This window comes from Bradyrhizobium sp. USDA 3262, assembly GCF_054060035.1.
On the sequence record NZ_JBSSCT010000001.1, the window covers coordinates 2,912,709 to 2,933,354 of the forward strand.

General features: G+C 59.6%; 20 protein-coding genes and 1 pseudogene. 12 read left to right on the forward strand and 9 right to left on the reverse strand.

All coding sequences use genetic code 11. From position 1 onward, the window contains the following. The first annotated feature begins 93 nt into the window (after positions 1-93). Positions 94-3,513, forward strand: coding sequence for an autotransporter outer membrane beta-barrel domain-containing protein (locus ACVWYP_RS13590; RefSeq protein WP_244436109.1), 3,420 nt, complete (start codon positions 94-96; stop codon positions 3,511-3,513). 9 nt (positions 3,514-3,522) lie between these two features. Here the strand turns inward: ACVWYP_RS13590 and ACVWYP_RS13595 are convergent, their stop codons facing one another. Beyond that, entirely contained in the window at positions 3,523-3,831 is a 309-nt protein-coding gene (locus tag ACVWYP_RS13595; RefSeq protein WP_157788226.1) for a hypothetical protein, read from the reverse strand. 373 nt (positions 3,832-4,204) lie between these two features. Between ACVWYP_RS13595 and ACVWYP_RS13600 the strand changes: the two genes are divergently transcribed. Then, on the forward strand, positions 4,205-5,269 hold the full coding sequence (locus tag ACVWYP_RS13600; protein ID WP_038380919.1) for an IS630 family transposase: 1,065 nt from the start codon (positions 4,205-4,207) through the stop codon (positions 5,267-5,269). 531 nt (positions 5,270-5,800) lie between these two features. Here ACVWYP_RS13600 and ACVWYP_RS13605 read toward each other — a convergent pair. Together ACVWYP_RS13605 and ACVWYP_RS13610 are read right to left on the reverse strand one after the other, a co-directional pair. Continuing rightward, positions 5,801-6,223 carry a type II toxin-antitoxin system VapC family toxin gene (locus ACVWYP_RS13605; protein ID WP_016846333.1) on the reverse strand — a complete coding sequence of 141 codons (423 nt, stop codon included), beginning with the start codon at positions 6,221-6,223 and terminating at the stop codon, positions 5,801-5,803. Beyond that, positions 6,220-6,474, reverse strand: a complete 255-nt coding sequence (locus tag ACVWYP_RS13610) for a FitA-like ribbon-helix-helix domain-containing protein (RefSeq protein WP_016846334.1) — start codon at positions 6,472-6,474, stop codon at positions 6,220-6,222. Before ACVWYP_RS13610 ends, ACVWYP_RS13605 begins: the two co-directional genes overlap by 4 nt. Positions 6,475-6,879: 405 nt before the next feature. Between ACVWYP_RS13610 and ACVWYP_RS13615 the strand changes: the two genes are divergently transcribed. Further along, on the forward strand, positions 6,880-7,323 hold the full coding sequence (locus ACVWYP_RS13615) for a DUF3883 domain-containing protein (RefSeq protein WP_080583587.1): 444 nt from the start codon (positions 6,880-6,882) through the stop codon (positions 7,321-7,323). A 497-nt stretch (positions 7,324-7,820) separates the two neighbouring features. On the opposite strand, the gene ACVWYP_RS13620 is transcribed toward ACVWYP_RS13615, so the two are convergent. Beyond that, positions 7,821-8,030: a hypothetical protein gene (locus tag ACVWYP_RS13620; RefSeq protein ID WP_080583586.1), complete on the reverse strand. Its 210-nt coding sequence runs from the start codon at positions 8,028-8,030 to the stop codon at positions 7,821-7,823. Positions 8,031-8,371: 341 nt separating this feature from the next. On the opposite strand from ACVWYP_RS13620, the gene ACVWYP_RS13625 reads away from it, so the two are divergent. Further along, complete coding sequence (locus tag ACVWYP_RS13625) at positions 8,372-8,929, forward strand: SDR family NAD(P)-dependent oxidoreductase (protein ID WP_080583585.1); 558 nt, start codon at positions 8,372-8,374, stop codon at positions 8,927-8,929. 37 nt (positions 8,930-8,966) lie between these two features. Here ACVWYP_RS13625 and ACVWYP_RS13630 read toward each other — a convergent pair whose 3' ends face one another. Both ACVWYP_RS13630 and ACVWYP_RS13635 read right to left on the reverse strand, forming a co-directional pair. Next, the gene (locus ACVWYP_RS13630) at positions 8,967-9,860 is read right to left on the reverse strand and encodes an ImmA/IrrE family metallo-endopeptidase (RefSeq protein WP_028343750.1); all 894 of its coding nucleotides are present in this window, start codon (positions 9,858-9,860) and stop codon (positions 8,967-8,969) included. Next, positions 9,857-10,177, reverse strand: a complete 321-nt coding sequence (locus ACVWYP_RS13635; RefSeq protein WP_028343749.1) for a helix-turn-helix domain-containing protein — start codon at positions 10,175-10,177, stop codon at positions 9,857-9,859. Before ACVWYP_RS13635 ends, ACVWYP_RS13630 begins: the two co-directional genes overlap by 4 nt. Positions 10,178-10,376: 199 nt before the next feature. On the opposite strand from ACVWYP_RS13635, the gene ACVWYP_RS13640 reads away from it, so the two are divergent. The 7 genes from ACVWYP_RS13640 to ACVWYP_RS13670 all read left to right on the forward strand — a co-directional run bounded on the left by ACVWYP_RS13640 (position 10,377) and on the right by ACVWYP_RS13670 (position 16,219). Continuing rightward, positions 10,377-11,909 carry a nucleotidyl cyclase domain-containing protein gene (locus ACVWYP_RS13640; protein ID WP_028343748.1) on the forward strand — a complete coding sequence of 511 codons (1,533 nt, stop codon included), beginning with the start codon at positions 10,377-10,379 and terminating at the stop codon, positions 11,907-11,909. Further along, positions 11,910-12,707 (forward strand): E2 domain-containing protein, encoded by a 798-nt coding sequence (locus ACVWYP_RS13645; RefSeq protein WP_051448097.1) that lies wholly within the window; start codon positions 11,910-11,912, stop codon positions 12,705-12,707. Then, positions 12,707-13,615, forward strand: coding sequence for a TIR domain-containing protein (locus tag ACVWYP_RS13650; RefSeq protein WP_028343747.1), 909 nt, complete (start codon positions 12,707-12,709; stop codon positions 13,613-13,615). Before ACVWYP_RS13645 ends, ACVWYP_RS13650 begins: the two co-directional genes overlap by 1 nt. 141 nt (positions 13,616-13,756) lie before the next feature. After that, positions 13,757-14,737 (forward strand): DUF2235 domain-containing protein, encoded by a 981-nt coding sequence (locus tag ACVWYP_RS13655; RefSeq protein WP_202948944.1) that lies wholly within the window; start codon positions 13,757-13,759, stop codon positions 14,735-14,737. Continuing rightward, positions 14,718-14,888 carry a hypothetical protein gene (locus ACVWYP_RS13660; RefSeq protein WP_202948943.1) on the forward strand — a complete coding sequence of 57 codons (171 nt, stop codon included), beginning with the start codon at positions 14,718-14,720 and terminating at the stop codon, positions 14,886-14,888. The genes ACVWYP_RS13655 and ACVWYP_RS13660 overlap by 20 nt, the downstream gene beginning before the upstream one ends. Before the next feature lie 382 nt (positions 14,889-15,270). After that, positions 15,271-15,714, forward strand: a complete 444-nt coding sequence (locus ACVWYP_RS13665) for an AraC family transcriptional regulator ligand-binding domain-containing protein (protein WP_157788158.1) — start codon at positions 15,271-15,273, stop codon at positions 15,712-15,714. After that, entirely contained in the window at positions 15,611-16,219 is a 609-nt protein-coding gene (locus ACVWYP_RS13670) for a hypothetical protein (protein WP_028343746.1), read from the forward strand. The genes ACVWYP_RS13665 and ACVWYP_RS13670 overlap by 104 nt, the downstream gene beginning before the upstream one ends. Before the next feature lie 22 nt (positions 16,220-16,241). Here the strand turns inward: ACVWYP_RS13670 and ACVWYP_RS13675 are convergent, their stop codons facing one another. Together ACVWYP_RS13675 and ACVWYP_RS13680 are read right to left on the reverse strand one after the other, a co-directional pair. Then, positions 16,242-17,720 carry an esterase/lipase family protein gene (locus tag ACVWYP_RS13675; RefSeq protein WP_157788156.1) on the reverse strand — a complete coding sequence of 493 codons (1,479 nt, stop codon included), beginning with the start codon at positions 17,718-17,720 and terminating at the stop codon, positions 16,242-16,244. A 140-nt stretch (positions 17,721-17,860) separates the two neighbouring features. After that, positions 17,861-18,694, reverse strand: a complete 834-nt coding sequence (locus ACVWYP_RS13680) for a serine protease family protein (protein WP_028343744.1) — start codon at positions 18,692-18,694, stop codon at positions 17,861-17,863. Between the two features lie 374 nt (positions 18,695-19,068). Here ACVWYP_RS13680 and ACVWYP_RS13685 point away from each other — a divergent pair, with 374 nt between their 5' ends. After that, on the forward strand, positions 19,069-20,157 hold the full coding sequence (locus tag ACVWYP_RS13685) for a DUF3616 domain-containing protein (protein WP_051003292.1): 1,089 nt from the start codon (positions 19,069-19,071) through the stop codon (positions 20,155-20,157). 131 nt (positions 20,158-20,288) lie between these two features. Here the strand turns inward: ACVWYP_RS13685 and ACVWYP_RS13690 are convergent. Then, positions 20,289-20,561: pseudogene (locus tag ACVWYP_RS13690) on the reverse strand (SDR family oxidoreductase); the annotation flags it as partial. Between the last annotated feature and the right edge of the window lie 85 nt (positions 20,562-20,646).

The following is a 20,646-nucleotide window of genomic DNA, read 5'->3' on the forward strand; positions in this document are numbered from 1 at the left end:
GCGCTTCGCTCGCCCATCTGCGTGCACCCGCGCTCGAGTTAGATGGCAAAACACACCTGTAATCAATGCATCGAAGAGAATGTGTAGTGTAGTATGAAGACGAAGACGAAGACGAAGACGAAGACAGTTACGGCCATCGTACTTGCGGCTAGTGCGTCGCTGGGTTCGCCCAGTAGGGCCCTTGAAACTTTCGATGTCACGGATACGAACGGCGTGACCTTCATGCGAGCGCAGATATTCGGACCCGGCGATGGTCCTTATTGGGAAGGTGACGGGGTTTCAACGAGGAATTTGCCGAAATCGGAAATAGATCATTCATTGGCGGCGATTCGGTATTGGGCAGAAATCATCAAGCTTATGCCGGGTCACGCGCCGGCCATTGTCAACTTCGGGGGAAATAGCGAGAAAAACGCATCTGCCTATAGTGGTATGTCCCCCGGTGGCGGCACCAAGGTGCAGGCGTCGCTCATGGGCCAGGATCCAGGCGAGCTGCACTACGGTGCGCATGGCATGGTTACAATTGGCCTGATGGGGTTTTCGTCCGAAGCATACATCCCTTCGCAATTGCCGACGACTGCAAAGATTGGTCTTACGCCCGTAGTGCTTCATGAGCTCGGCCATGCACACGGTATGCTCAGCACTATCAACTATGAACCATCTCCGTATTTCCCTGGGCCGATATCAACGTATTTCCCGGAAAAGATAAATGCGTGGACCGAGCATTTGCGCGACGACAATGGCAAACAAGCCAAGCCTGGGCAGACGATCTATTGCTCCGTCTGCACGAACCTACCAGCTGACGACGTTTTCGATCTGCGCCGCGATCGGGGCTATTTCGCTGGAAAGCATGTGAGTGAAGTGCTGGCCGGTGCCATGCCTGGTATTCCGGTGCGCGTAATGGACGAGCATGGTCGACGGGATGCGCCCTTCGCCTCGCATAGCGAGCTTAAGAACAGCCTGATGAGCCACCAGGGATACCGGAACTACACCGCCCTGATGGAGGCGGAGATCGCCGCGTTTCAGGATATGGGCTACAGCATCGATCGGCGCAACCACTTCGGTTACTCCATCTACGCCAATGGCCAGACTCTGGTAAACGACAATCCCTTCTTCGCTCGTAATGCTGACGGCACCGCCTATCTGCCGAATACGTACAATACGGCTACGCTCGGACTTGGGCTGCACGTCTATGGCAGCGGCAATATTGTGGTCCAACGTGCCGACCTGCTTTCGAAGGGAGCAGGGGGCGCCGGCATCCGCGTCGACGGCGAAAACAACCAGATCATAATCCCGCCCGGAACCCGCGTGTACGCCGATGGCGCCTATGGGCGCGGCGTCATGTTCGCCTATGGCAAGGATCACACGTTTACTCAGCGCGGGGACGTGCAGGCTCTCGGCGAGCATGGCATCGCAGCAAGTTTCGACTTTGGCAACAATGCGATGGGCAACGACCTTGAATATCGTGGCTCGTATATTCGCACGATCGGCAATAACGCGGCGCCGATGCTGAACGAAATCGAGGGCCCCCTCGTCAGCAAATTCGATCTGACCGGGCGCCTGGCTGGCAGTCATGCAGCGATGTACATGTCGAACAACGGTTATGTCGGCGAGATCAATGTAATGCGTGGCGCAATGCTGTCAGGGGACATCCTGTCCGATTACGCCCAGCTTGACGAGAAAGGTGCTCTGCGGCTGACCAAATTGACATTCGGTATGACGCCTGATGCGAACGGTCACTCAACGCAGGAGCCCGACCAAAGCTTTGCGACCCGTTATGAAGGGAATATCATTGGACGCAACCTGTCGCTGCAGTTGTCGGGCGGCGTCACGCTGTTTACCGGAAATCATGAACTGTATGACGCAACTGTCGCGCAAGGCGCAACCTTGTCCGGCAATGGCAGTTATCTGCTCAGTACTGACGGCCGCTTCACCAATAGCGGTGCTGTCGCGCCTCTTATCGGTCGCCTTGACAGCAGCATAACGGTGAATGGCGACTATCTGCAGACCTCGACCGGTCGCTTGCAGGTCGCGGTGAATGATAGCGGTGCGTTCAGTCGTCTGGTGGTGAACGGCAATGCGACTCTCGACGGCACGCTCACGATCATCCCGCAGCGTGGCTGGTATGGCAGCGGCTTCAAGTTCTCCTCCAATCAGTGGCTGAATGCAACAAATCTCTGGGGCTCGTTTGCGAACGTGACGACATCCCTGCAATCACCGACCTTGCTGGCGAGTGCTACAGCCGAGGGTGGCAACACCTATGCGTTGACGCTCTCCCGTCCATCCGATGCTTACTCGCGATATGGAGCCGATGCCAACAGCCGCGAGGTGGGCGCGGCGCTCGATCAAGTCGCCGGCAATGCTGCGTCGGGGCTGCACCCGCTCGTCGCGGCACTCGACTTCTCCTCGCCTGACGGCACAGCGGTGACATCTGCGCTGCGACAGCTCTCGCCCTCCGTCTATGCCTCCGAACAGGGCAGACGTATCAATGACAGCTTCTATGCGCGATCGGCGGTTTACGACCGCCTGGAACAGGCGTTTGGCGGGGCGCCATCATCAGCGATGAATGCAGTAGGTTATGGTCCTGAGCAGAAAAGGCCAGGTGACGATTCCGTCCCTGCCATCGGTGCCATCGCCGCGGCGTCTTCTGATCCGCCATCCTATGACCTGCAGGGTTATGCCGCGTGGGCTTCTGCCTTTGGCGGATGGACGACCCAATCAGGTGACGGCAATGCCGCAAGCACCAGATCCAGCATCAGCGGCTTCATGACCGGTATCGACAGGCCGGTATTTGAGGACTGGCGCTTCGGTGTTCTTGCTGGCTATAGCCGCTCCACTTTCAAGGCTGGCGCTGCTTCGTCGTCAGGCCGCAGTGACAATTACACGTTCGGGACCTATGCCGGCACCGAGTGGACCGCACCGGAAGGAGCCGTCGCATTCCGCTCAGGCATTGCCTATACATGGCACGATCTTGAGATGAGCCGCAACGTTAGAGTCCCGGGGTTCAACGACAACTTGATCTCGGATCACGATGCGGGCACTTTCCAGATTTTTGGCGAATTGGGCTACAAAGTCCATCTCGGCAAGTATTCCATGATCGAGCCCTATGCCAATCTCGCCCACGTTCGCGTCGCGACGGATGCTTTTTACGAAAGGGGATTGAACGGGGCGGCGCTTGGTATTCGCGCTGACACGATGGATACGACGCTCTCCACGTTCGGCGTCTACGCGACGACCCGTATTCAACTTGGCCACATTGCCGCGACTGCGCGCGCTGATGTTGGCTGGCGTCATGCCCTGGGTGACATTGTTCCGCTGTCGACAGCCAGCTTTGCTGCAGGTTCCAGCGCTTTTGCAGCTTCGGGCGTATCCATCGGCAAGGATGTGGCACTCGTGCAATCCGGTCTGGACTTCCAGATTTCGAGCAACAGCACCCTTGGCATCGCCTATCAAGGCCAGTTCGGTTCAGGCCTCACCCAGAACGGACTGAATGCCACCTTCAACGTGAAGTTTTGATACGCATGCTCAATCCATTGTGGCCCGGCGCGCTGCGCGCAATGGACCATGTTGGCTTCGATACAGATCTCGTGGCCAAAAAGCCTGGCCGGCGAGGTTGGCCTGCTTGAACGCCGCGCTGGTAAGCGCGATGTCGTTGCCGGCGCATTCGCCATCGCTCCCGATCTTCAACTGATTGACTTGATGTCGGGTCCCGTTCAGATCGGCCTTAGCGAACCTCCAAAGGGCATAGCCTAAGGTCACCAGCTCATTGGTCGCAAGAGCGTGCTTGCTTGGCCTGCCATAGCGATGGCACAGGGTTTCTGTCGCCCTGCTCAAGCCAACGCAATCCGAACCGGTCGGCGACGGCCTCCAGGCAGCTGTTGAGCTCGTCCTTTTCGGCCGGATCTTGGGTGAGAACATTCTGCGTTTGGGAGCTAGTCAGGCACTCCGGGGTCTCCATTGTCAATTGTGGTCCTGCCGGGGCCCCGGTCGCCCCGGGAATGTCCTCCGCTTGAACACATAGGTGAACTTGATCTTCAGGGCTGTGGAGTGGGCCCGACTGGACCTCGTCGGCGAAAGCGGGAGAGCAGGAGCGCCAGACGTGAACGGGGCGCACCGGAGGGGTTCGGACGCCTCCAGCCGGCATTCCCGCCGACGGAGTGCCTAGTACCCACTTTTCTTGGAACGTGAGTCGTGATTCAAGGTCGGGATGATACCCGAAGCAAGAGAAGTCCGCCTTTCGAGGCAAGATCGCAAGGTGCTAGAGGCGTGTTGTCGCTCACCGATGACATTGCAGCGCGATTTGAAGCGGGCGCGGATAGTCTTGTTGGCGGCGGACGGGCGCAGCACCCGGTCGATCGCCAAGGAAGTTGGGGTCCAGCCGCGGATTGTCAGCCTTTGGCGGCATCGCTATGCCGACCATGGCCTTGAAGGGCTGCAAGACAAGCCGCGACCGGGCAAGCAGCCGATCTATACGAAGACGACCGACAAGCGGATTCTGAAGCTGTTGGATAAGCCGCCGCCGCACGGGTTTGCGCGCTGGACCGGTCCTCTGCTGGCCGGAGCGCTGGGCGATGTTGACGTCCAATATGTCTGGCGGTTCCTGCGCAGCCACAAGATTGACCTCGCGGCTCGCAAGTCCTGGTGCGAGAGCAACGACCCGAACTTTACGGCCAAGGCCGCCGATGTTGTCGGCCTCTACGTCGCCCCGCCGGCGAAGGCCATTGTGCTATGCGTGGACGAGAAGCCTTCGATCCAGGCTTTGGAGCGAGCGCAGGGTTATCTGAAGTTGCCCAATGGCCGCGCCTTGACCGGCCAGAGCCACGATTACAAGCGGCATGGCACCACAACATTGTTTGCGGCGCTCGAAGTCGCCACCGGAAAGATCATCGCAACGCATTCAAAACGCCGTCGCCGCGTCGAGTTTCTCGATTTCATGAACAGCCTCACCGCGGCCTTTCCGAGCCGCCAGCTTCACGTCATCCTCGACAACCTTAACACCCACAAGAAGAACGAGGACTGGCTCAAGGCCCACCCCAACGTGCAATTTCATTTCACGCCGACAAGTGCGTCCTGGCTCAATCAGGTCGAGGTATGGTTTTCGATCTTGCAGGGGCAGTCGCTCAGCGGCACCTCCTTCACAAGCCTCAAGCAGCTTCAGGACCACATCGATGCCTACGTCAACGCGTACAACGACAAAGCCGAGCCCTTCGTCTGGACCAAGAAAAAGGTCCGTCAACGCCGTTTCAAAGGCCGCCGTATCACTCAGCTCTGATTCCGGGTACTAGTTTCAGGGCCAGTTACCGGGAGGCGCGGTGGGCCGGACAGGTGCCGCGTCGGTCCAAAGCAGCGTGCACTTCATCGAGCTTGATGGAGGCCCGCTTCGCGACGAGCTGCCGTAGGAACTCCTCATGATCGTCGATCTGTGACTGGACGCCGAACTTGCGCGGCGCGACGGCACCGGTCTTCCGGCAGTCCTCGGCCCACGGATGGCCTAGCGGTAGGGTAGGTCCATAGCAGGGTGGATAACGTCAGGAAGGCGAGTGCCCGTCTTACGTTTTGCGGATCTGCCGGGGCCTGGTTTGTTTCCCGCCGGGACAGGGGAAGCAATCGTGGACGCCGAGGGCGCAGTGCCAGGAGCCAAGGGGGACTGACTGGACGGCCGAGCAGGTCGCCATCGTGGTCGCCAATTATTTCCTGATGCTCGAGCGGGAGCGGGCCGGCGAGAAAATCAGGCTATTCGGATTACGGTGTGGAGCACGTCCAATTCTTCGTTTAATCCGCAGCCGATGCATCCGGATGCCTGTTAGCTGGTTGCAGTCCAGGGATCGATTATCGTCAGACCGGCAGCATTGAACGCACTCGTGTCGCGCGATGCCACCGCGAAGCCGTGTGCGGCGGCGATCGCGGCGATGTAGCCATCGGGCGTGGGGAAGCCTTTTCCGGCCGCGCGCGCCTTAACGGCGAGTTCGGCATAGCGCCGCGCCGCGGCGGTATCGAAGGGCAGGATGCGGGCCGTGAAAAGGTCCAGCACGCCGTCGAGCGCAACTGCCAGCCTGTCCTTGCGCCTGCCGCGCGGCAGCGCGCCGATACCGAACAAAAGTTCGGCGACGGTAACGCTGGAAAGAAACACCGTCTCGGCCGCTTGGGCGTCGAGCCAGTGGCGGACCGATGGATGCGGTTCGGGCTTCATCGCCTCGGAGACCACATTGGTATCAAGCAGTATCACTCGAGGTGCATCGGCTCAGCGGGACGCACGTCGCGCCCATGTTCAAGTGCCTCGACATCGGCATTGGTGAGGCCAATCTTGCGGCTCATCTCCGAAAGGGCGGTGCCTAGCCGCAGCCGGCCCTGGGGACGCACGGCGGCCTCCAGAATGGCGCGCATTTCCGCTTCCGCGCTGCGATTGTGCTGCGCCGCACGGACTTTCAGGGCGCGATGCGCCTCCTCAGAGAGGTTGCGGATGGTGACAGCGGCCATGATAGCGTCCTCCGGAGATTGATTGCGATGATATCAAAGTAGAGCTCTTGATGGCATTTTTCAAGGGTGATCGCGGTGCTCACGCGCCGGGCCCCGGGAAACCTAAGGATGAGCGCGGCTGGCGCGGCGCCTCCATTCCTCCCTCTGCGGATAATCCGATTTTTTCCAACATCCCCACACCGTAATCCGGATAGCCGAAAATCAACATGGCCGATCTGTACCGGCGGCTATCGCCGGAGGTGGGGCGATCCGAAAAGGCGATCGAAATGGAAGCTCGGCAACGTGTCGGCCGTCCTGGAGGAGCCCGGGATCGCCCGGATCCCCGGGGCTGCTCCGGCCAACTACCAGGATTCCCTGGTGGAGGCCGTTGAGGCCCAGTTAGGGCAGCATCCGAAGTGATCGACTGTGTCGGTGAAGCCGCCTTTCACGTCGGCTGGAGGCCGGTTCTGGTCCCGCCACCGGCGTTTTCCGAATTCGGACGCGCAGGATGACCGGCCGGCGCTGCAGCGCCTAGTTGGCAAGTACGATCCGGCAGCCAGAGACGAACACAACCGCTCCCTGAGGCGCGCTGGCGAGGAGATGGTGTTCAAGTTCGAGTACGACCGGCTGTGTCAAGCCGGCCGGCGCGACCTGGCCAAGAAGATGGATTGGCCCGCGGATCGCGGCGAGGACCATCGGGGTTACGACATCAGATCCTTTGCGCCAGACAACGGCGAGGAGCGGCTGTTCGAAATCAAGACCACCAACAGGCACGCTCGCACGCGCGTCTGGCTGTCCCGTAACCAGGTTGAGACGGCTGCGCATAACCCAGCGGGCCTACCGCGTCCGGAGAATCTTCGACTTCAGTAACGGAGCGGAGATGTTCGACATCAAACCGCCGCTTGATGTCTGCTTGTGTTTGACGCCGGACAAGTACGTGGCCGTGCCGAGGTGAGGCTCCAAGCAATTCCGAATACATCATCGGCGGCTCTGTCATTAAGACGTCCAATGGTCGACTGATCTCCACGACAGCTCGGTGGAAATATGGTTAGCCTTTACGCCCCGATGATTTGCATTGGGGCGGGCGGACTTGCCAGCGCCGGTACTAACCGACACTGATCATATTCGTGATGTCAACCGCGATGTCGCAGCAAAGAGTTCGATTATCGCGAGCAAGAATTTGGCGCTCATTGAGGGATTGAGGCCAGGAAGCGCCTTGCAACCACCCACAAAGCCGGGTGGTCGGGGCTGATCTCGCTGCGCGCGATGACGACCCGCGCGACTAACTCGTGGGACAATAGTCAAGCACCTAGGCGACATTGTCCGCTGACGCGCCAAACGTATTCGCTTTCGCACTAAGCTCTCGGTCAATTGACGCTGCTTGAGAGCTGAGCGGGTACCGGAGAGTCTTGAGCGTCAAAGTATTCTTCGAGCTCACCAACCGCTCTTTGCTCCCATTCGTCGGCCTGTGTCAGCAACGAGATTCGTTGGACTGGGCGGAATGCTGCAGCTTGACGGCACAGCGAAGCTATTGCGCGGTAGCGACGCACGTTTTCCAGAATTGCCGATCCTGTCATGTTTGATTTTTCCCATTCAGCTTCGCGACGCGAACATGAGGCGGATCGATTTTCGATTGGTTAGCGGCCGGCTCGGAAAGCATCTATGGTTGGCAAATCCTTGCGATTTGTAACCTCTCTGCCCCCTCAACACGGGACGTCTGATTTCCAACCGAAGAATTTTGGCCATGGGCATGATTGGGTTCTGGATACGGGACAATTTTTGGTACGTGGCCGAAATAGCCTCGCCATCCACCGCCAGAACGAACGTTGACGGGTTGGAAAAGATCAGCGACGAGCGGTATCGGAAGTGATGCGTCGGTGCTGTAGAGTGCGCTCCAAAACATCCGGAGGTGCAGCGCATGGCGATCGTATTCATTACTGGAAGCATGGATGGTCTCGGCCGGGCGGTGGCGCAGTCGCTACTCGATCAGGGACATCGATTGGAGCTGCACGCGCGATCGGAAGACCGCGCCGCAGCCCGGAGAGCTCGCGTCGTGCTCCGAACGTGTTGGGGTCGAGACCTGGAGAGCGGCGCCGAGACGAAAGGCATCGCGGACCAAATAAAGGCGATCGGGCGCATTGATGCGATCATCCAAACACAGGCGTCTCTTAATCAGCGGGTCCCAGGTTCGAGCCCTGGTGCGCCCACCAATCTTTCAGGGAAATCAATAGGTTGGGCGATCTTCGTGAGAGCGCAAGCTTCCCTTGCGCGCTGGGTCACAAAACCAATTGGGGAGCTCTCTTCGTCGATTGCGACCGCGGAGATAAGCGAGTGGCTTGGTCATGGCCTTGCGCTCGGTCTGCGCTCGCGTGAGGCCGAGGGGAGCTTCGTAGGTTGTTGGCGAAGGCCCATGCAAGAGCGAACTACTATTGTCGGCAACGGGGGGCTTTTCGCACGCCTTGAAGCGAAGGTTTGAAGGTCGCGACGGGCCGAGCCGAAGGCGCTGCTCTCGGTTACCTGCGGAATGCGTCGAAAGTATCCATTAGCTGATCGTCTTCCGGACTGGACAGCCCTAGCGCAGGACCGTGAGAAGGGAAGATGAGCAGCGACAAAGTCATGTCGTGGTATTCGGAGAATACGACGGACTCTAGCACGGGCTCGCGCGCATTCCACACGCCCGCCGGATGCTGAATTTCAGTCACGCCTGCGGCGATACCGAGAGCTGCGAGCGAGTGCTCGGGGACCGGTGTTGTTATCTGTTTGGCTTTGAAAAACACCCCCGACCTGAATAGCGCGTCACTGCCCCGAGACCAGTCGACGAAACCATCTTTGCTGACCACCAGCATGGCCCGACGCTTCGTCGCCTTTAGCCAGTTGAGGACGACTGCCGTGAGTGAAACTTCATAGCGGTCTCGCAACGTTTCGAACTGGGCCAACGTCGGCTTGATGAAGTCGCGCGTCTGCTCTCGGAAGTCGTCGGGAGGCATCAGTACGAAGGCAGCAAAGCTATTGGCCTCCGCCTCTATGCGGCCATACTCGGAATTCCACGACCACATGTCGCGCCGCGAACAGTAAAAAGGCTCGCCGGAGAGATGACGGTGCGCGAGATAATGCCCCAGCTCGTGGGCCATCGTGAAGTTGATGCGTCCTTTCGATGTGTGGCCGGTGTCGTAGAAGATCGCCCACTCTTTGTCGTCGTTGGGAACGAGAGCACCCTCGAACTTCCCAGCGAAGTTCTTGCCCTCGACGTGCACGATGGGATCGCCTGGAAAAACATTCCGAGAATAGTCCTGGGCGATTTCGGAGATCCTGATAGGAAAACGGGGCTCGCCCAGCAGCTTCTTACCTTCGCGGACATAAAGCGAAACCCGGGAGGCCCAACCTTCCCACGTCGTCGGCATCTTCATTTCTTCCGGCTCCAAGTGTCGATCATGTCCATCACCCGCCCCTTGGTGTCGTCATCGAGATTGTTGAATTTGCGGAAGAAGGCTTCTTTGACCTGCTGATCGTCGAAGCCCGCCTTGTCATCGACCAGGTAGTCGGTGGTCGTGTCGAGCACCCTTGCAATGTCGATAAGTTTTTCGGCCGATGGCTTGCGCTCGCTGCGGTTCTCGAGCTCCCACAAGTAGCTTTTGCTGGCGCCGCTGAGCTTGGCCAACTCGTCCAGCGAGTAGCCCTTCTTCTTACGGAGTTCTTTCAGCTTCTCGCGGAGCGAAGCGGGCATTCGCGGCAATTCTCCAGCCTATGCAATGAGTTAGTTTGTGTTCGATATACCGTACGGGAACGTGCTTGACAAGCGAACAATAGGTGTGTTCGATATACCGAACGTTTTCGTGATGGAGTCGGCTGGAGCCGCGGGTCGGATGACCTAACCCGGCACTGTGGTCAGGGACCCAGTGCTTACGACAAACTGGAGTTTTCTCGTGAGCAATTCCTGGAAATATGACCGCGCGAAGGAGGCGATCGACAAGCGCTTCGAAGAGGTCAAGACGGTCGAGATCGTCGATTACAAGCGAGAAATGTCGCTGGAGTCGATCCCGACCAACAAGGCCTATCGGGTCGACAGCGTCCATCTCTACGCCGACATTCTCAACATGGGCGACATCCTCGCCACGACCGAGAAGGAGGGCGAGCGCTGCCATAAGCGAACGTTGCGCTTCCTCAACCTCCACCAGCGCGCGGTCCATAGGATCCTGTCGCGCTGCGACGCACGTCGGGTGGACTTTCACAACCAGCGTCTTCATTCCCTGGTCGCAAAGCCATATGGGACCGACGAGGCGAAGAAGCGGGTTTGTCGTGCGGTCGCGATCGGCAAGCTCATCATCGACGTGCTCGCCGAGACCGGAGACGACGACGAGGACATTCCCAATGCGAAGGTCAGAATCGGCATCGACAGTGGTTTGACGCTGGCCGTCAACAACGGGCGCAACGGCAACCGCGAGCCGCTGTTCCTGGGGTCGGCGGCGAACCTCGCCGCCAAGCTGGCATCCAACTGGCGGGCTGAGGGCATCTACCTCACGAATGGGGCCCGCCAGGCGGCAGGTCTCGAACAGGCTGAGGACGGCAAGGAGGGAACGACGCCGCTCACGGCGGACCAGATCGCCTTTTGTCAGGATGTCGCCAAGCTCGAGGTCGGCAAGGACGCAATAGTCAAGGAATGGCGTCAGGACAACAACGACAACCCGATCGGCTCGTTCGACTTCTCGCGTCCGACGCCGCCGCTGCGCAGCTTAGACATCTCGGTCCTCACGCCCGGCAACTCCCGCCGGATGGAGGCCGTGTCGGTCTACGCCGATCTCGACGGGTTCACCAAATACGTCGCCGACAACATCGACAAGAAGGCTGCCGACGTCGTGCGCTGCTTCCACGTCATCCGGTCGGAACTCGACCGGGTCGTCGCCTCCGACTTCGGTGGCCGTAGGATTCGCTTCATTGGTGACTGCATCCACGCCCTTCTGATGGAGGGAACGGCTCATACCACTTACGAGGAGGATACCATTTCGGCCGCGACGCTGTGCGCGGGTGCGTTGAGGAGCAGCTTCGACCTCGCCCTCGAGCGTCTGAAGGCGAACAAGGTCGGCGTCGCCGGGCTCGGCTTGGCGATCGGCTACGAATTTGGCCCGATGACCGTGACGCGTCTCGGCATGCAGGGCGATCGCGTCCGTTGCTCGGTGAGCCGCGGCGTTCTCGCCTCGGAGCAGGAGCAGTGTCGTTGCAACGGCATCGAGACCGCGATCGGTCAGTCGGCATACGACGCCGGCAGCGACGCGGTCAGGAAGCTCTTCGGCAAGACGCGCAAGCTCTCCAGCCTCGACTACGACACGGCCGTGGACTCGCTCGAAGCGGAGGGCGACAAGGTCGCAAAGGACGCCGCGATCGCTGCGTACGCGGTGGCGGCTCCCGCAATGGCCAAGGCGGTCGAACAGCCGTTCCGCCCCTTCAGCGAAATGCCGTGAATGCCACCGAGCCCATTTGAAATCATCAGCGGTGTGTCGGCTGCGCATCATGCGCAGCCGATCGTGCTTGAGCGCAACCATGCCATCCTGGACGTCGCCCCGCCGACCGTCTCCGGGGCGCCCGGGCCGACCTACAGGCTGAGGATCGAGGGAGTCGGTTATGCCGCCGTGGTGCGCGAAGTCACGCCGACGCTGTTGCCTGCGTGTTGTCCCGAACGCCACATTAGTTGCGACGGCACCTTCTGCCTGTACTGGGAGGAAGCCGAACCTCTCTCCGTCACGGATGCGGATTCGGCTTCGGTCTGGTTCGGCAAGCTCCTCGTGTTCTTGCGCAGGCAGCGGGTCGCTGCGGCGCGGCGGCAATGGCCGGCCAAATCCGAAGCCAGAGCGCACGGAATGAGTGCCGCGCGGCACCAAGCCGTGGCGGAGCGTGCCGCCTCCGAGCTCGGCCCCCGATTCAGAAAGCATCTGGACGAGCTGCGTCTCAGCACGCAGCGCAAGTCGGTCGCGGGCCAGCCACGGATACGTCTTCTGCGCGACGGCGTTCGTCTGGTCACGGTCTCGGAACGGGATTCCCGCCTGATGACCAAGCGGGCCCGCTGCAAATGCGATGATGCAGCACGGCTTGGCCTTCCGGCGTGCTCTTGCGACGACCATGAGGCCTCGCTCACGGATCTCACTGTCGCATTGCACGGCTGGAAACGGGCGGAGGAGGATTTTTATGCAGCCTACACCGCGCTGGGTATCGAATGCTGCGGAACCATGGACGACTGTCCGCTGCGGAAGGAAGCCGCGTGATGATCAACAGATTTCACGGCGAACGGGGGCATGTCCTTCTGATCGAGGAACTGCGAAAGCAGAAGATCGCGGTCGGGATCGCCGGTGCCGCGGAAGCGCTGGCCGACAGCGGGGTCCTCGAAGCCGTCGTCAAGGACCAAACGCTGGTGGAGCAGAACGGTACAGACAACGACATCTACCTGGTGGTCGCCGGCGCGTTCCGCGTAGTCGTTAACGGCAAGCAGGTCGCTCGCCGCTTCAGCGGCGATTCGATAGGCGAGATGGCGACCGTGTCGCCGATCCAGAAGCGCTCGGCCACTGTCGTCTGCGACGAGGACGCGGTGGTGTTGAAGATCGAGGAGCCGAAGTTCTCGGAGATCGCCACGCACTTCCCGGAAATCTGGCGTCGCGTCGCCCAAGAGGTGGCGAGGCGTCTCGAGCAGCGGAACGTATTCATCAGAGAGCCCAATGAGAAGATCCGCGTCTTCGTCATCTCGTCGGCCGAGGCCCTGCCGGTCGCCCGAGCGATTCAAAACGCCTTCGCACATGATCCGTTCGCTACCGTCGTCTGGGCCGACGGCGTCTTCCGGGTCACGAACTACACGCTCGAATCCTTGGAAAACGAACTCGACCGCTCCGACTTCGCCGTGGCCATCGCCCATCCCGACGATCGGACCGAAGTGCGAGATGTGGACTGGCCGACGCCGCGCGACAACGTCGTCTTCGAGCTCGGGTTCTTTATGGGACGCCTGGGTCGAAGCCGCGCTATCCTGATGGAGCCACGGGCGACACGCGTCAAGTTGCCGAGCGATCTCGCCGGCGTCACGACGATTAGCTATCGTTACGACCCGAAGGACCCGGCCCCAAGCATGGCCTCCGCCTGCAACGAACTGCGCGAGCACATCATACGGCTTGGGCGAAACGTCTGATGGCTACGCGGCAGTGTCGGGGCGCAGGCGAGCGTTCGACCGCGTCCGGGTCACCGTCTTGGCGGCACAGGTTCAACCCGACGTCATCCGTCGGTTGCTGGCCTCAAACTTCGCTGCGAGGCCAACGAAATGGAGGCTGCGTTGAAAAGACTTGCCATCTTTCTTGACGGAACGTTCAACACGCTCAACAACAACACCAACGTGTGGCGCTTGCGCTCCCTCACATCCGAGACGGCGGACCAGCGGGTTTATTACAGCCAAGGCGTCGGCACGATTCGCGGCGAGGTCTTTCGCGACGGCGTCGCAGGCTATGGCATCGACAACGAGATCATCGAAGCCTACACTTGGCTGATCCAGAACTTCGACGACGGCGACGAGATATTCATCTTCGGTTTCAGCCGCGGAGCGTATACGGCTAGAAGCCTTTCCGGCCTGATCAGCAAATGCGGGATCCTGAAACTAGGTGCGCCGCTTTCGATAGAACAGCTTTACGCGCGGTATCGGCTGTATGTGGCGCCGACCATCGGGTCGTTGCTCGGAAAGCCGCTACCGCAGGACGCCTCCCTCGAGGAGAGATGGCTGACGAAGTACTCGAGGCCGACCAAGATCAAGTTTGTTGGCGTTTGGGACACCGTCGGCTCGATGGGCATCCCGCACGGTAGCGCCGAAGCCAAAGTCCACAAGTACCGTTTCCTCGACACGCACCTGCGCCTCGACAACGAATATGCGTTTCACGCGTTGGCACTCGACGAACACCGCGAGGACTTCGAGGCGACGTTCTGGACGCGGACCGTGAAGACAGGAGAGGTGGGCGCTCCCGATCGGCCGGTCGGGAACGTCGAGCAGTGCTGGTTCGTGGGTTGCCACGCGAACGTTGGCGGTGGATACGCGAGCGATCCGTTGTCGCAGCGGCCCTTGGTTTGGTTGATGGATAAGGCCGGAGCGCTGGGACTGGTCTACAGGACGCGGTCGACCTCGACACGGCACAGATCGCGCCGCCAACAACGACTCATACGCAGAGTTCGGAAAGGGGATCTATCACTTCTTCTCGAAGCGGTTCTATCGCTCCGCTGGAGCCACCCCGGAGAAGGGGACGGCGGCGATGACATCGCGCATCAATGAGACGATCGACGGATCGGTATTCGCCCGCTGGCGCGCTGACGAGACCTATCGTCCGCTGAACCTCGTCGCTTGGGCGAAGAGCAAGCAGGTCGACCCCGCCAAATTCGTCGACACCGTGATGGCTGCCGATCCCAATGTTGTCGTGCCATGACGGGGACGCCCGCGGCAAATCGCTCTTGCGCGAGACGGCACGCCTGTTCCCCGCGCACGGCCTCGGTTCCTCCTACGCGAGCGCGCTGCTTCAGGTGAGGCGTGCGGTAAGGTCGGGCGCGCGGAGAGACAGAACAAGGCGGACCATCGGCTCGGACCGTCGGGTCCAATCATTCCGAGTATTGGAGCAGCCGCGGAACGATGACCGTAGAAGGCCGATCGGCGACCTTTCTGCGTTCTAAAATCCGGATTATCGTATGGGAGGCGGCTGACCGAAAATGCTACGAAATACTCTGTGTTTGTCGTGGGCAATCTCTAGCCGCGTCCCGAATTAAGGGGCAAGGAAATCAATAGAAGAGTCTGTTTCGATGCGAGGCCATACTATGGTCAGAGCGGGTAATCGTCCGGACGGTGAGATCGTCTCGCGATCATTTCCTGGCTTTGAGGACCAAATCCACTCGTCGCACTCAATTGGCGCGATAGTAGCCGAACTGGTGAAACTGGACGTTGACGCATCGGCCGCGCTCGAGGGCACCGATCTTACCATTTCTCATCTCGATTCCCACGCGACGAGAGTTTCTTATCGGCAACTCGACAATGTTATTCGCAATGCCCTGAATCTTTCGAGCGATTCAGCGATCGCGCTACATGCCGGTCGGCGGATACATGTAACGTCGTACGGAATGTACGGATATCCGCGCGCCATCGAGAGGGACCCCGGAGATGATAAAGACGCTTCTCGCTCCCATTCGAGCGGTCACGCGGTTTCCTCTCGTTCAATTCGCCGTGGTGATCTTTGTAATCTTTGTGCTGCAGGCCGCCGATGATAGCTCTCTCTTTGGCCAGATTTTCGGTGGCCTAGACAGGCTTGTAGATGAGACAGTTCGGTCGGTTTCGGCTGTTTTCACCGTCAAATCATTCACGAAGTCATGGCTGACATTCGGCTTTATGATCGCCTATGTGTACCTGGCTTTTTGGCTGATGCTGTTAATTTGCGGCGCGGTGATGCGATCTCTAATCGATTACGCGGGCCGGATGAACTTTTTGTGGTCGAGGAATCTGATAGCCAGGTCACGTGGCGTCGCAGCGTACCGCGCGTGGTTGCCCCTTGAGAAGATCCGGCCGCGACATATTCCTCAACAGGCTTGGGAAGAGCAATTTGCCTGGCCTCCGAACGATAGGCCGCCGTACCTGCCGTTGGGGCAGCGTGTCTTGCGAGCGGCGGCGGCATATGTGCTTATAATCACGCTCGCTCTCGTGATCCTTCAGTTCCTTACGCCATTTCACGTACTTACCTGGTTGGGCGCCACGCTAGGCTATCGGACCGGCTGAGACGGGGGGCGACCGGTAAAATCTAGGGTTTGGCCAGCAAGGTAATGTGGTCCGTCGCAGTCGGTCCGGAATTTCCAAACGTCAGCTCGACGTCGACTCGGCCTTCTCCTTCTATTTTGATTGAACCGACGGCATATTCGAATCTTGTCATGGATCCGTCCAAACGTCGCGCGGTGGACCTGATTTCCGTTCGTTTGATTTCCGCTCCATTGAGTTTGACCGAAAGCAAGGCCACCGGGGCGACCGCATCGTCGGGAGCCGCGAGCGAAAGTATACCCGTAGCGGCGAAGCCATCCGGCACGCTATTGTCTTCGACGAGTTCGACGGACACGAATTCGATCGGGAATCTCGCGGAAATTCCTAACTGGCGGCCGACTTCGACTGTCGGAACATTGCCGTTGAAGTCGTTGAAGCCCATCTCGCACCGGAACAGAATGGTTTCAAGCTTTGCTTGAGCGTTCTCGTCGTTGAAGATGCTCATGTGAGGCATGAAGGAGAGAAAGCCACCACCCGGGTTGCCAAAAGTAGCGCTCCGCAGGGTGACAGTTCCGTCGCCACGCCGTTCGACGTAGAGCATCTTTCCTGTTCCGATGGTGACGCTTTGGCGGGTGCCGTTTCGATCTCCGGCAACGATGAAAAGGCCTTCAGCGGGCAAGCCGGTACACGTGGTAGCGTTGCGGATATGTTTCGGGAAACCACCCTCGACGATCTTCCTGAGTTTGGCAGCGGCTTTCAAGGCGTCGGTGGCATGCTCGATTGAGATATCGTGCCTTGCGAGATCGAGCGGCAGGGCGGAGAAATCGGCGGGATCGAGTAAATCTAGCGAACGGGGTTTTGGGCCGTCCGTGGACACGCAGCAGTTTTCGTAGGTAGGCAGCAACTCGTAGAGCGAGGGCCAGGACATCAGCGTCCGTATGATGGTGTCGGTGCCGCCTATTAGCCAGCGCGAGGCGCGGCCCCATCCTAAAAAAGGAGTTGCGACGGCGGTGACCGATCCCCAAAAAGGCGTTCCCATGGTGATGACGGTCTTCACGCGACAATTCCTCGGGAAGTCGCATTTGCCGTCCGGCCCCGACGGTGCATCGTATTGGGTGGTGTAGATTAGGGATACCAATCCGCCCATACTGTGCGCGAGGATGTCGATTTCTTTGCCCGCCAGCTCAGGTCTGCTCTTGATGAAGGCATCGAGGTCGGCTGCGGTGTCGAAATTGCTGCGGCGCCAGTCGTAGGGGAACAGAAAGAGGTTTCTATGCTCACCCGAGCGCGAATAACCGAGAGATCGTAGGTATTGCCAGAGCGGCTCGTATACGTCGACCTTCAAGGGCCCCAAAGCGATGAATTGATTTAGTGTGCCGCAAGTTGCTCTGTAGGTGGCATCCGAATTGCCGGGGTCGCATGTGTCGGCCGCCGATATCTTTCGGGGGCCGTCCACGATGCGGAGATTTTCCAGGTGCCGGAGTCCGTCGAGCGTCCCCCAGACGAGCTTGCCATCGATCCACAATTCCGACCCCGCGATCCCGGGGATGACGATCAGGGGACGGGGCGGAGGCGCGTGCGGCTGAGTGTTTCGGTTGCCTGCCGCGTGACAGTCACCTAACCAAAGGCAGGCAATCAAGATCGTGACGACTCTCAACATAGCGATCAATTGGGCAGTTTTTCAGGATTGGGTGGAAGTGGACATTTGTCCGTCAGTGCGAGTTTGAACGTCGGTCCGGAACGGTATCGTAACTGGCAATAGAATTTGTACTGCGCTTCGCGAACGATGGCGGCGCCGCCTCTCATCCCGGTGAAAAATCGCTCGTCTAGCTTGCCGTGGTCCTCGATCGACACGTCCTCGCCAGGATGAGAATTCATCTCGGATGACCTGAGAGCCCCGCAGTAGCCTTCGCTGGTTGATCCGCCTCTGAGCCAGTCGGATTCATTGCGTGGGCCGAGGATGTCGCGATCGTAGCGCTCAACACCATGGCTCGGATCGCGGCAAGCGACCGCGCAAGCCCCGAGAACGAAGCTTCTCAGCTCCCGTACCGACGTGAAGTAGCTCTCTGGGCTAACGCCGAAGGATTGGCCTCCCTTTAGCACGCCGACCAGATGCCACTCATCCTGTTTCTCGACGAGAAATACAGGGCCGCCGCTAAAGCCAGGCCTAGTCTGAGCAGATAATCGCCGGAGCTTCCGATCCTGCGGTTGTCCTTCATTCAGGACGCCCACGTTCAATTCGAGGCGCGGGACGTATCCGCCCTCAGTATTGGAGATACCTGCCACATTCAATTGCGTGCCAACTTGGTCGACGTCGGCATCCGGACAGGTACTCAGTCCTCGCCGCGCCAAACCCTCAAATTCGAGCAGGGCGGTATCCACGTCAGGGACGCTCTTTTGAACGTTCGCTCGCCTGACTTCGGTCAATAGCCCGGTTTGTTGGTCTCTGAACCTTATGACGACGGTGAAGTCGGCTAAGCCAAAGTCGGTTTCGCCCATCCTTCGGGCGGAGCCGCGACGACGTGATTTGCGGTTATTACGCTTCTGGTTGTACCGACGACGAACCCAGTCCCGTTGCGCTCGACGGCGGTCCCGTTGGCCGCCTTTCCGCGCACGGCCACCATCACGATCGCATTCGCGACATCGTTGCGGCTGTCAGCCGCGGCGGCTTGAAGCGATGGCGCCGCTCCAACCAGAGCGATTTATGGGTAATAACAGCCGCACTCTTGTCCTCCGGTCCGTGGTGGTAGTGCCAGCATCGAGGTCGCAATGGTATCCCGCAAGCTCGACGAGGTGAAGTATCTAGTTTACTCACGCCAAGATTGCGTACATACTTCGGCTTTCATCTTTGCGTCCGATTGTTTGAGACTGTTATGTCGAAGATCATTCGAAGGAATGCCTTAGCCGCCTTGGCCGTCATAGCGACGGTGGTGCCATTCTCCCTACGAGCGACTTCGGTCAGATCGTCCGCCCTCCAGGTCGCTGTTCCGCTGACCGACGACAAAGGAAAACCAAGCAACGACATAAGCGGTATCAGTTGCCTGGAGCCGCAAGGCGGAAAACGGACTTGCGTAGTCATCGACGATCAAGGGCGCCTGGCGCAAGTGGCGACGGTCGAAGCATCGACGCTCACGGGCCAAGCCAAGATCAGGCTGATAGGCAAGGCTCACGCGCCGGTTGATATTGCTGGGACCGAGCCAGGCATCGACCCGAAAGTCGTGAAGTGCTCGGCGGGGAAGGACGACTTCAAGGATCTGGACGGAGAGGCTGTCGCTCTCGACGACAAGTTCTTCTATGTCGTCGGCTCCCACGGTTGCTCGCGCAATAGTAACAAATTCCGAACCTCGTCTTTCATTTTGGCGCGTGTCCCGATTGACGTCGTCAGAACCGCCTCTGGCGCGCCCAACAACGTCGATACGATTGGACCAAAATCCACGAGTTACCGCCTTTCGGAGGCGCTTCTCGCGTCGCCGACTCTCAAGGACCACTATGCGCTGGATCTAATGACCAAGAACGGCCTCAACATCGAAGGACTGGCCGTCGCCGGCGGCAAGCTCTATGTGGGCTTGCGGGCACCGGTTATCGGAAAGAAGGCCTATCTGGTCGCCGTCGACCGCGATTGGCTATTCGATGCCTCTCGCCCCGTTGCGCAGGCCGATATCCGCGAAATCGATCTCGATCTGGGGGGCCGAGGGATCCGAGATCTCGCCGTCATGGCGGACGGCCGGCTTCTCGCCCTCGGTGGTCCAGCGCAATCGGACGACTTTTCCTTCGCCTTGTACGCCGTGGAGCCAGCGAGCAAGACGGCGACGCCGATCGCCGAACTCGTCGATGTACCCGACGGCGGAAAGGCGGAAGCGTTGCAAATCTTGGCGCAAGCTCCGACCACGCTCGATCTTCTGGTTCTCTTCGACAGCGCGAAGGGTGGGGCACCCCGAAGGTACCTGATCGACTTGAAATGATGATCGGCGGTGAACAACCGTTCATTCCGGAGGAAGGCGGAAGCAATGCGGACGGTTTCGAATACCATAGCCGGGTCGGCCTCGACGATGGTTTTGCGGAAAATACCGGGTACGCGGCCGTCGATGTTATGCACGACAAGTCTCGGCGCTCCGATGTCGCCGGCGACCTTTTCGAAAAGACGTTCGATCGAGACAGGGTCCGTGGCGTCGCAACCATACCGGCGCACACCGTGCTCCTTCTCGAGAGCCTCAAGAGCGGCTTTATCGGGATTGCGGGCTGCGATGGCGACGCGCATGCCGCTGTTTGAGAACAGGCGAGCGCAGCTTGAGCTGACGCCCGGGCCGCCGCCAATGATGAGCGCAACGCCTCGGCAGAGGGTTTGTTGGACTTGGTCATACCACACGCTATTCTAGGCGGTGTCGCTTTGGCTAGGCGTCAAAAGGCCGGTCCACCGGCGAACATCTGGCCCGTTTCCCTGGCGGATACCC

Excerpts from the sequence above, each read along its gene's own strand:
- ACVWYP_RS13590 (WP_244436109.1), top strand. The coding sequence starts at position 94 with ATGAAGACGAAGACGAAGACGAAGACGAAGACAGTTACGGCCATCGTA.
- ACVWYP_RS13600 (WP_038380919.1), top strand. The coding sequence starts at position 4,205 with ATGATACCCGAAGCAAGAGAAGTCCGCCTTTCGAGGCAAGATCGCAAG.
- ACVWYP_RS13610 (WP_016846334.1), bottom strand. The coding sequence starts at position 6,474 with ATGGCCGCTGTCACCATCCGCAACCTCTCTGAGGAGGCGCATCGCGCC.
- ACVWYP_RS13620 (WP_080583586.1), bottom strand. The coding sequence starts at position 8,030 with ATGACAGGATCGGCAATTCTGGAAAACGTGCGTCGCTACCGCGCAATA.
- ACVWYP_RS13625 (WP_080583585.1), top strand. The coding sequence starts at position 8,372 with ATGGCGATCGTATTCATTACTGGAAGCATGGATGGTCTCGGCCGGGCG.
- ACVWYP_RS13630 (WP_028343750.1), bottom strand. The coding sequence starts at position 9,860 with ATGAAGATGCCGACGACGTGGGAAGGTTGGGCCTCCCGGGTTTCGCTT.
- ACVWYP_RS13635 (WP_028343749.1), bottom strand. The coding sequence starts at position 10,177 with ATGCCCGCTTCGCTCCGCGAGAAGCTGAAAGAACTCCGTAAGAAGAAG.
- ACVWYP_RS13645 (WP_051448097.1), top strand. The coding sequence starts at position 11,910 with ATGCCACCGAGCCCATTTGAAATCATCAGCGGTGTGTCGGCTGCGCAT.
- ACVWYP_RS13650 (WP_028343747.1), top strand. The coding sequence starts at position 12,707 with ATGATCAACAGATTTCACGGCGAACGGGGGCATGTCCTTCTGATCGAG.
- ACVWYP_RS13660 (WP_202948943.1), top strand. The coding sequence starts at position 14,718 with ATGACATCGCGCATCAATGAGACGATCGACGGATCGGTATTCGCCCGC.
- ACVWYP_RS13665 (WP_157788158.1), top strand. The coding sequence starts at position 15,271 with ATGGTCAGAGCGGGTAATCGTCCGGACGGTGAGATCGTCTCGCGATCA.
- ACVWYP_RS13670 (WP_028343746.1), top strand. The coding sequence starts at position 15,611 with ATGATAAAGACGCTTCTCGCTCCCATTCGAGCGGTCACGCGGTTTCCT.
- ACVWYP_RS13680 (WP_028343744.1), bottom strand. The coding sequence starts at position 18,694 with ATGGGCGAAACCGACTTTGGCTTAGCCGACTTCACCGTCGTCATAAGG.
- ACVWYP_RS13685 (WP_051003292.1), top strand. The coding sequence starts at position 19,069 with ATGTCGAAGATCATTCGAAGGAATGCCTTAGCCGCCTTGGCCGTCATA.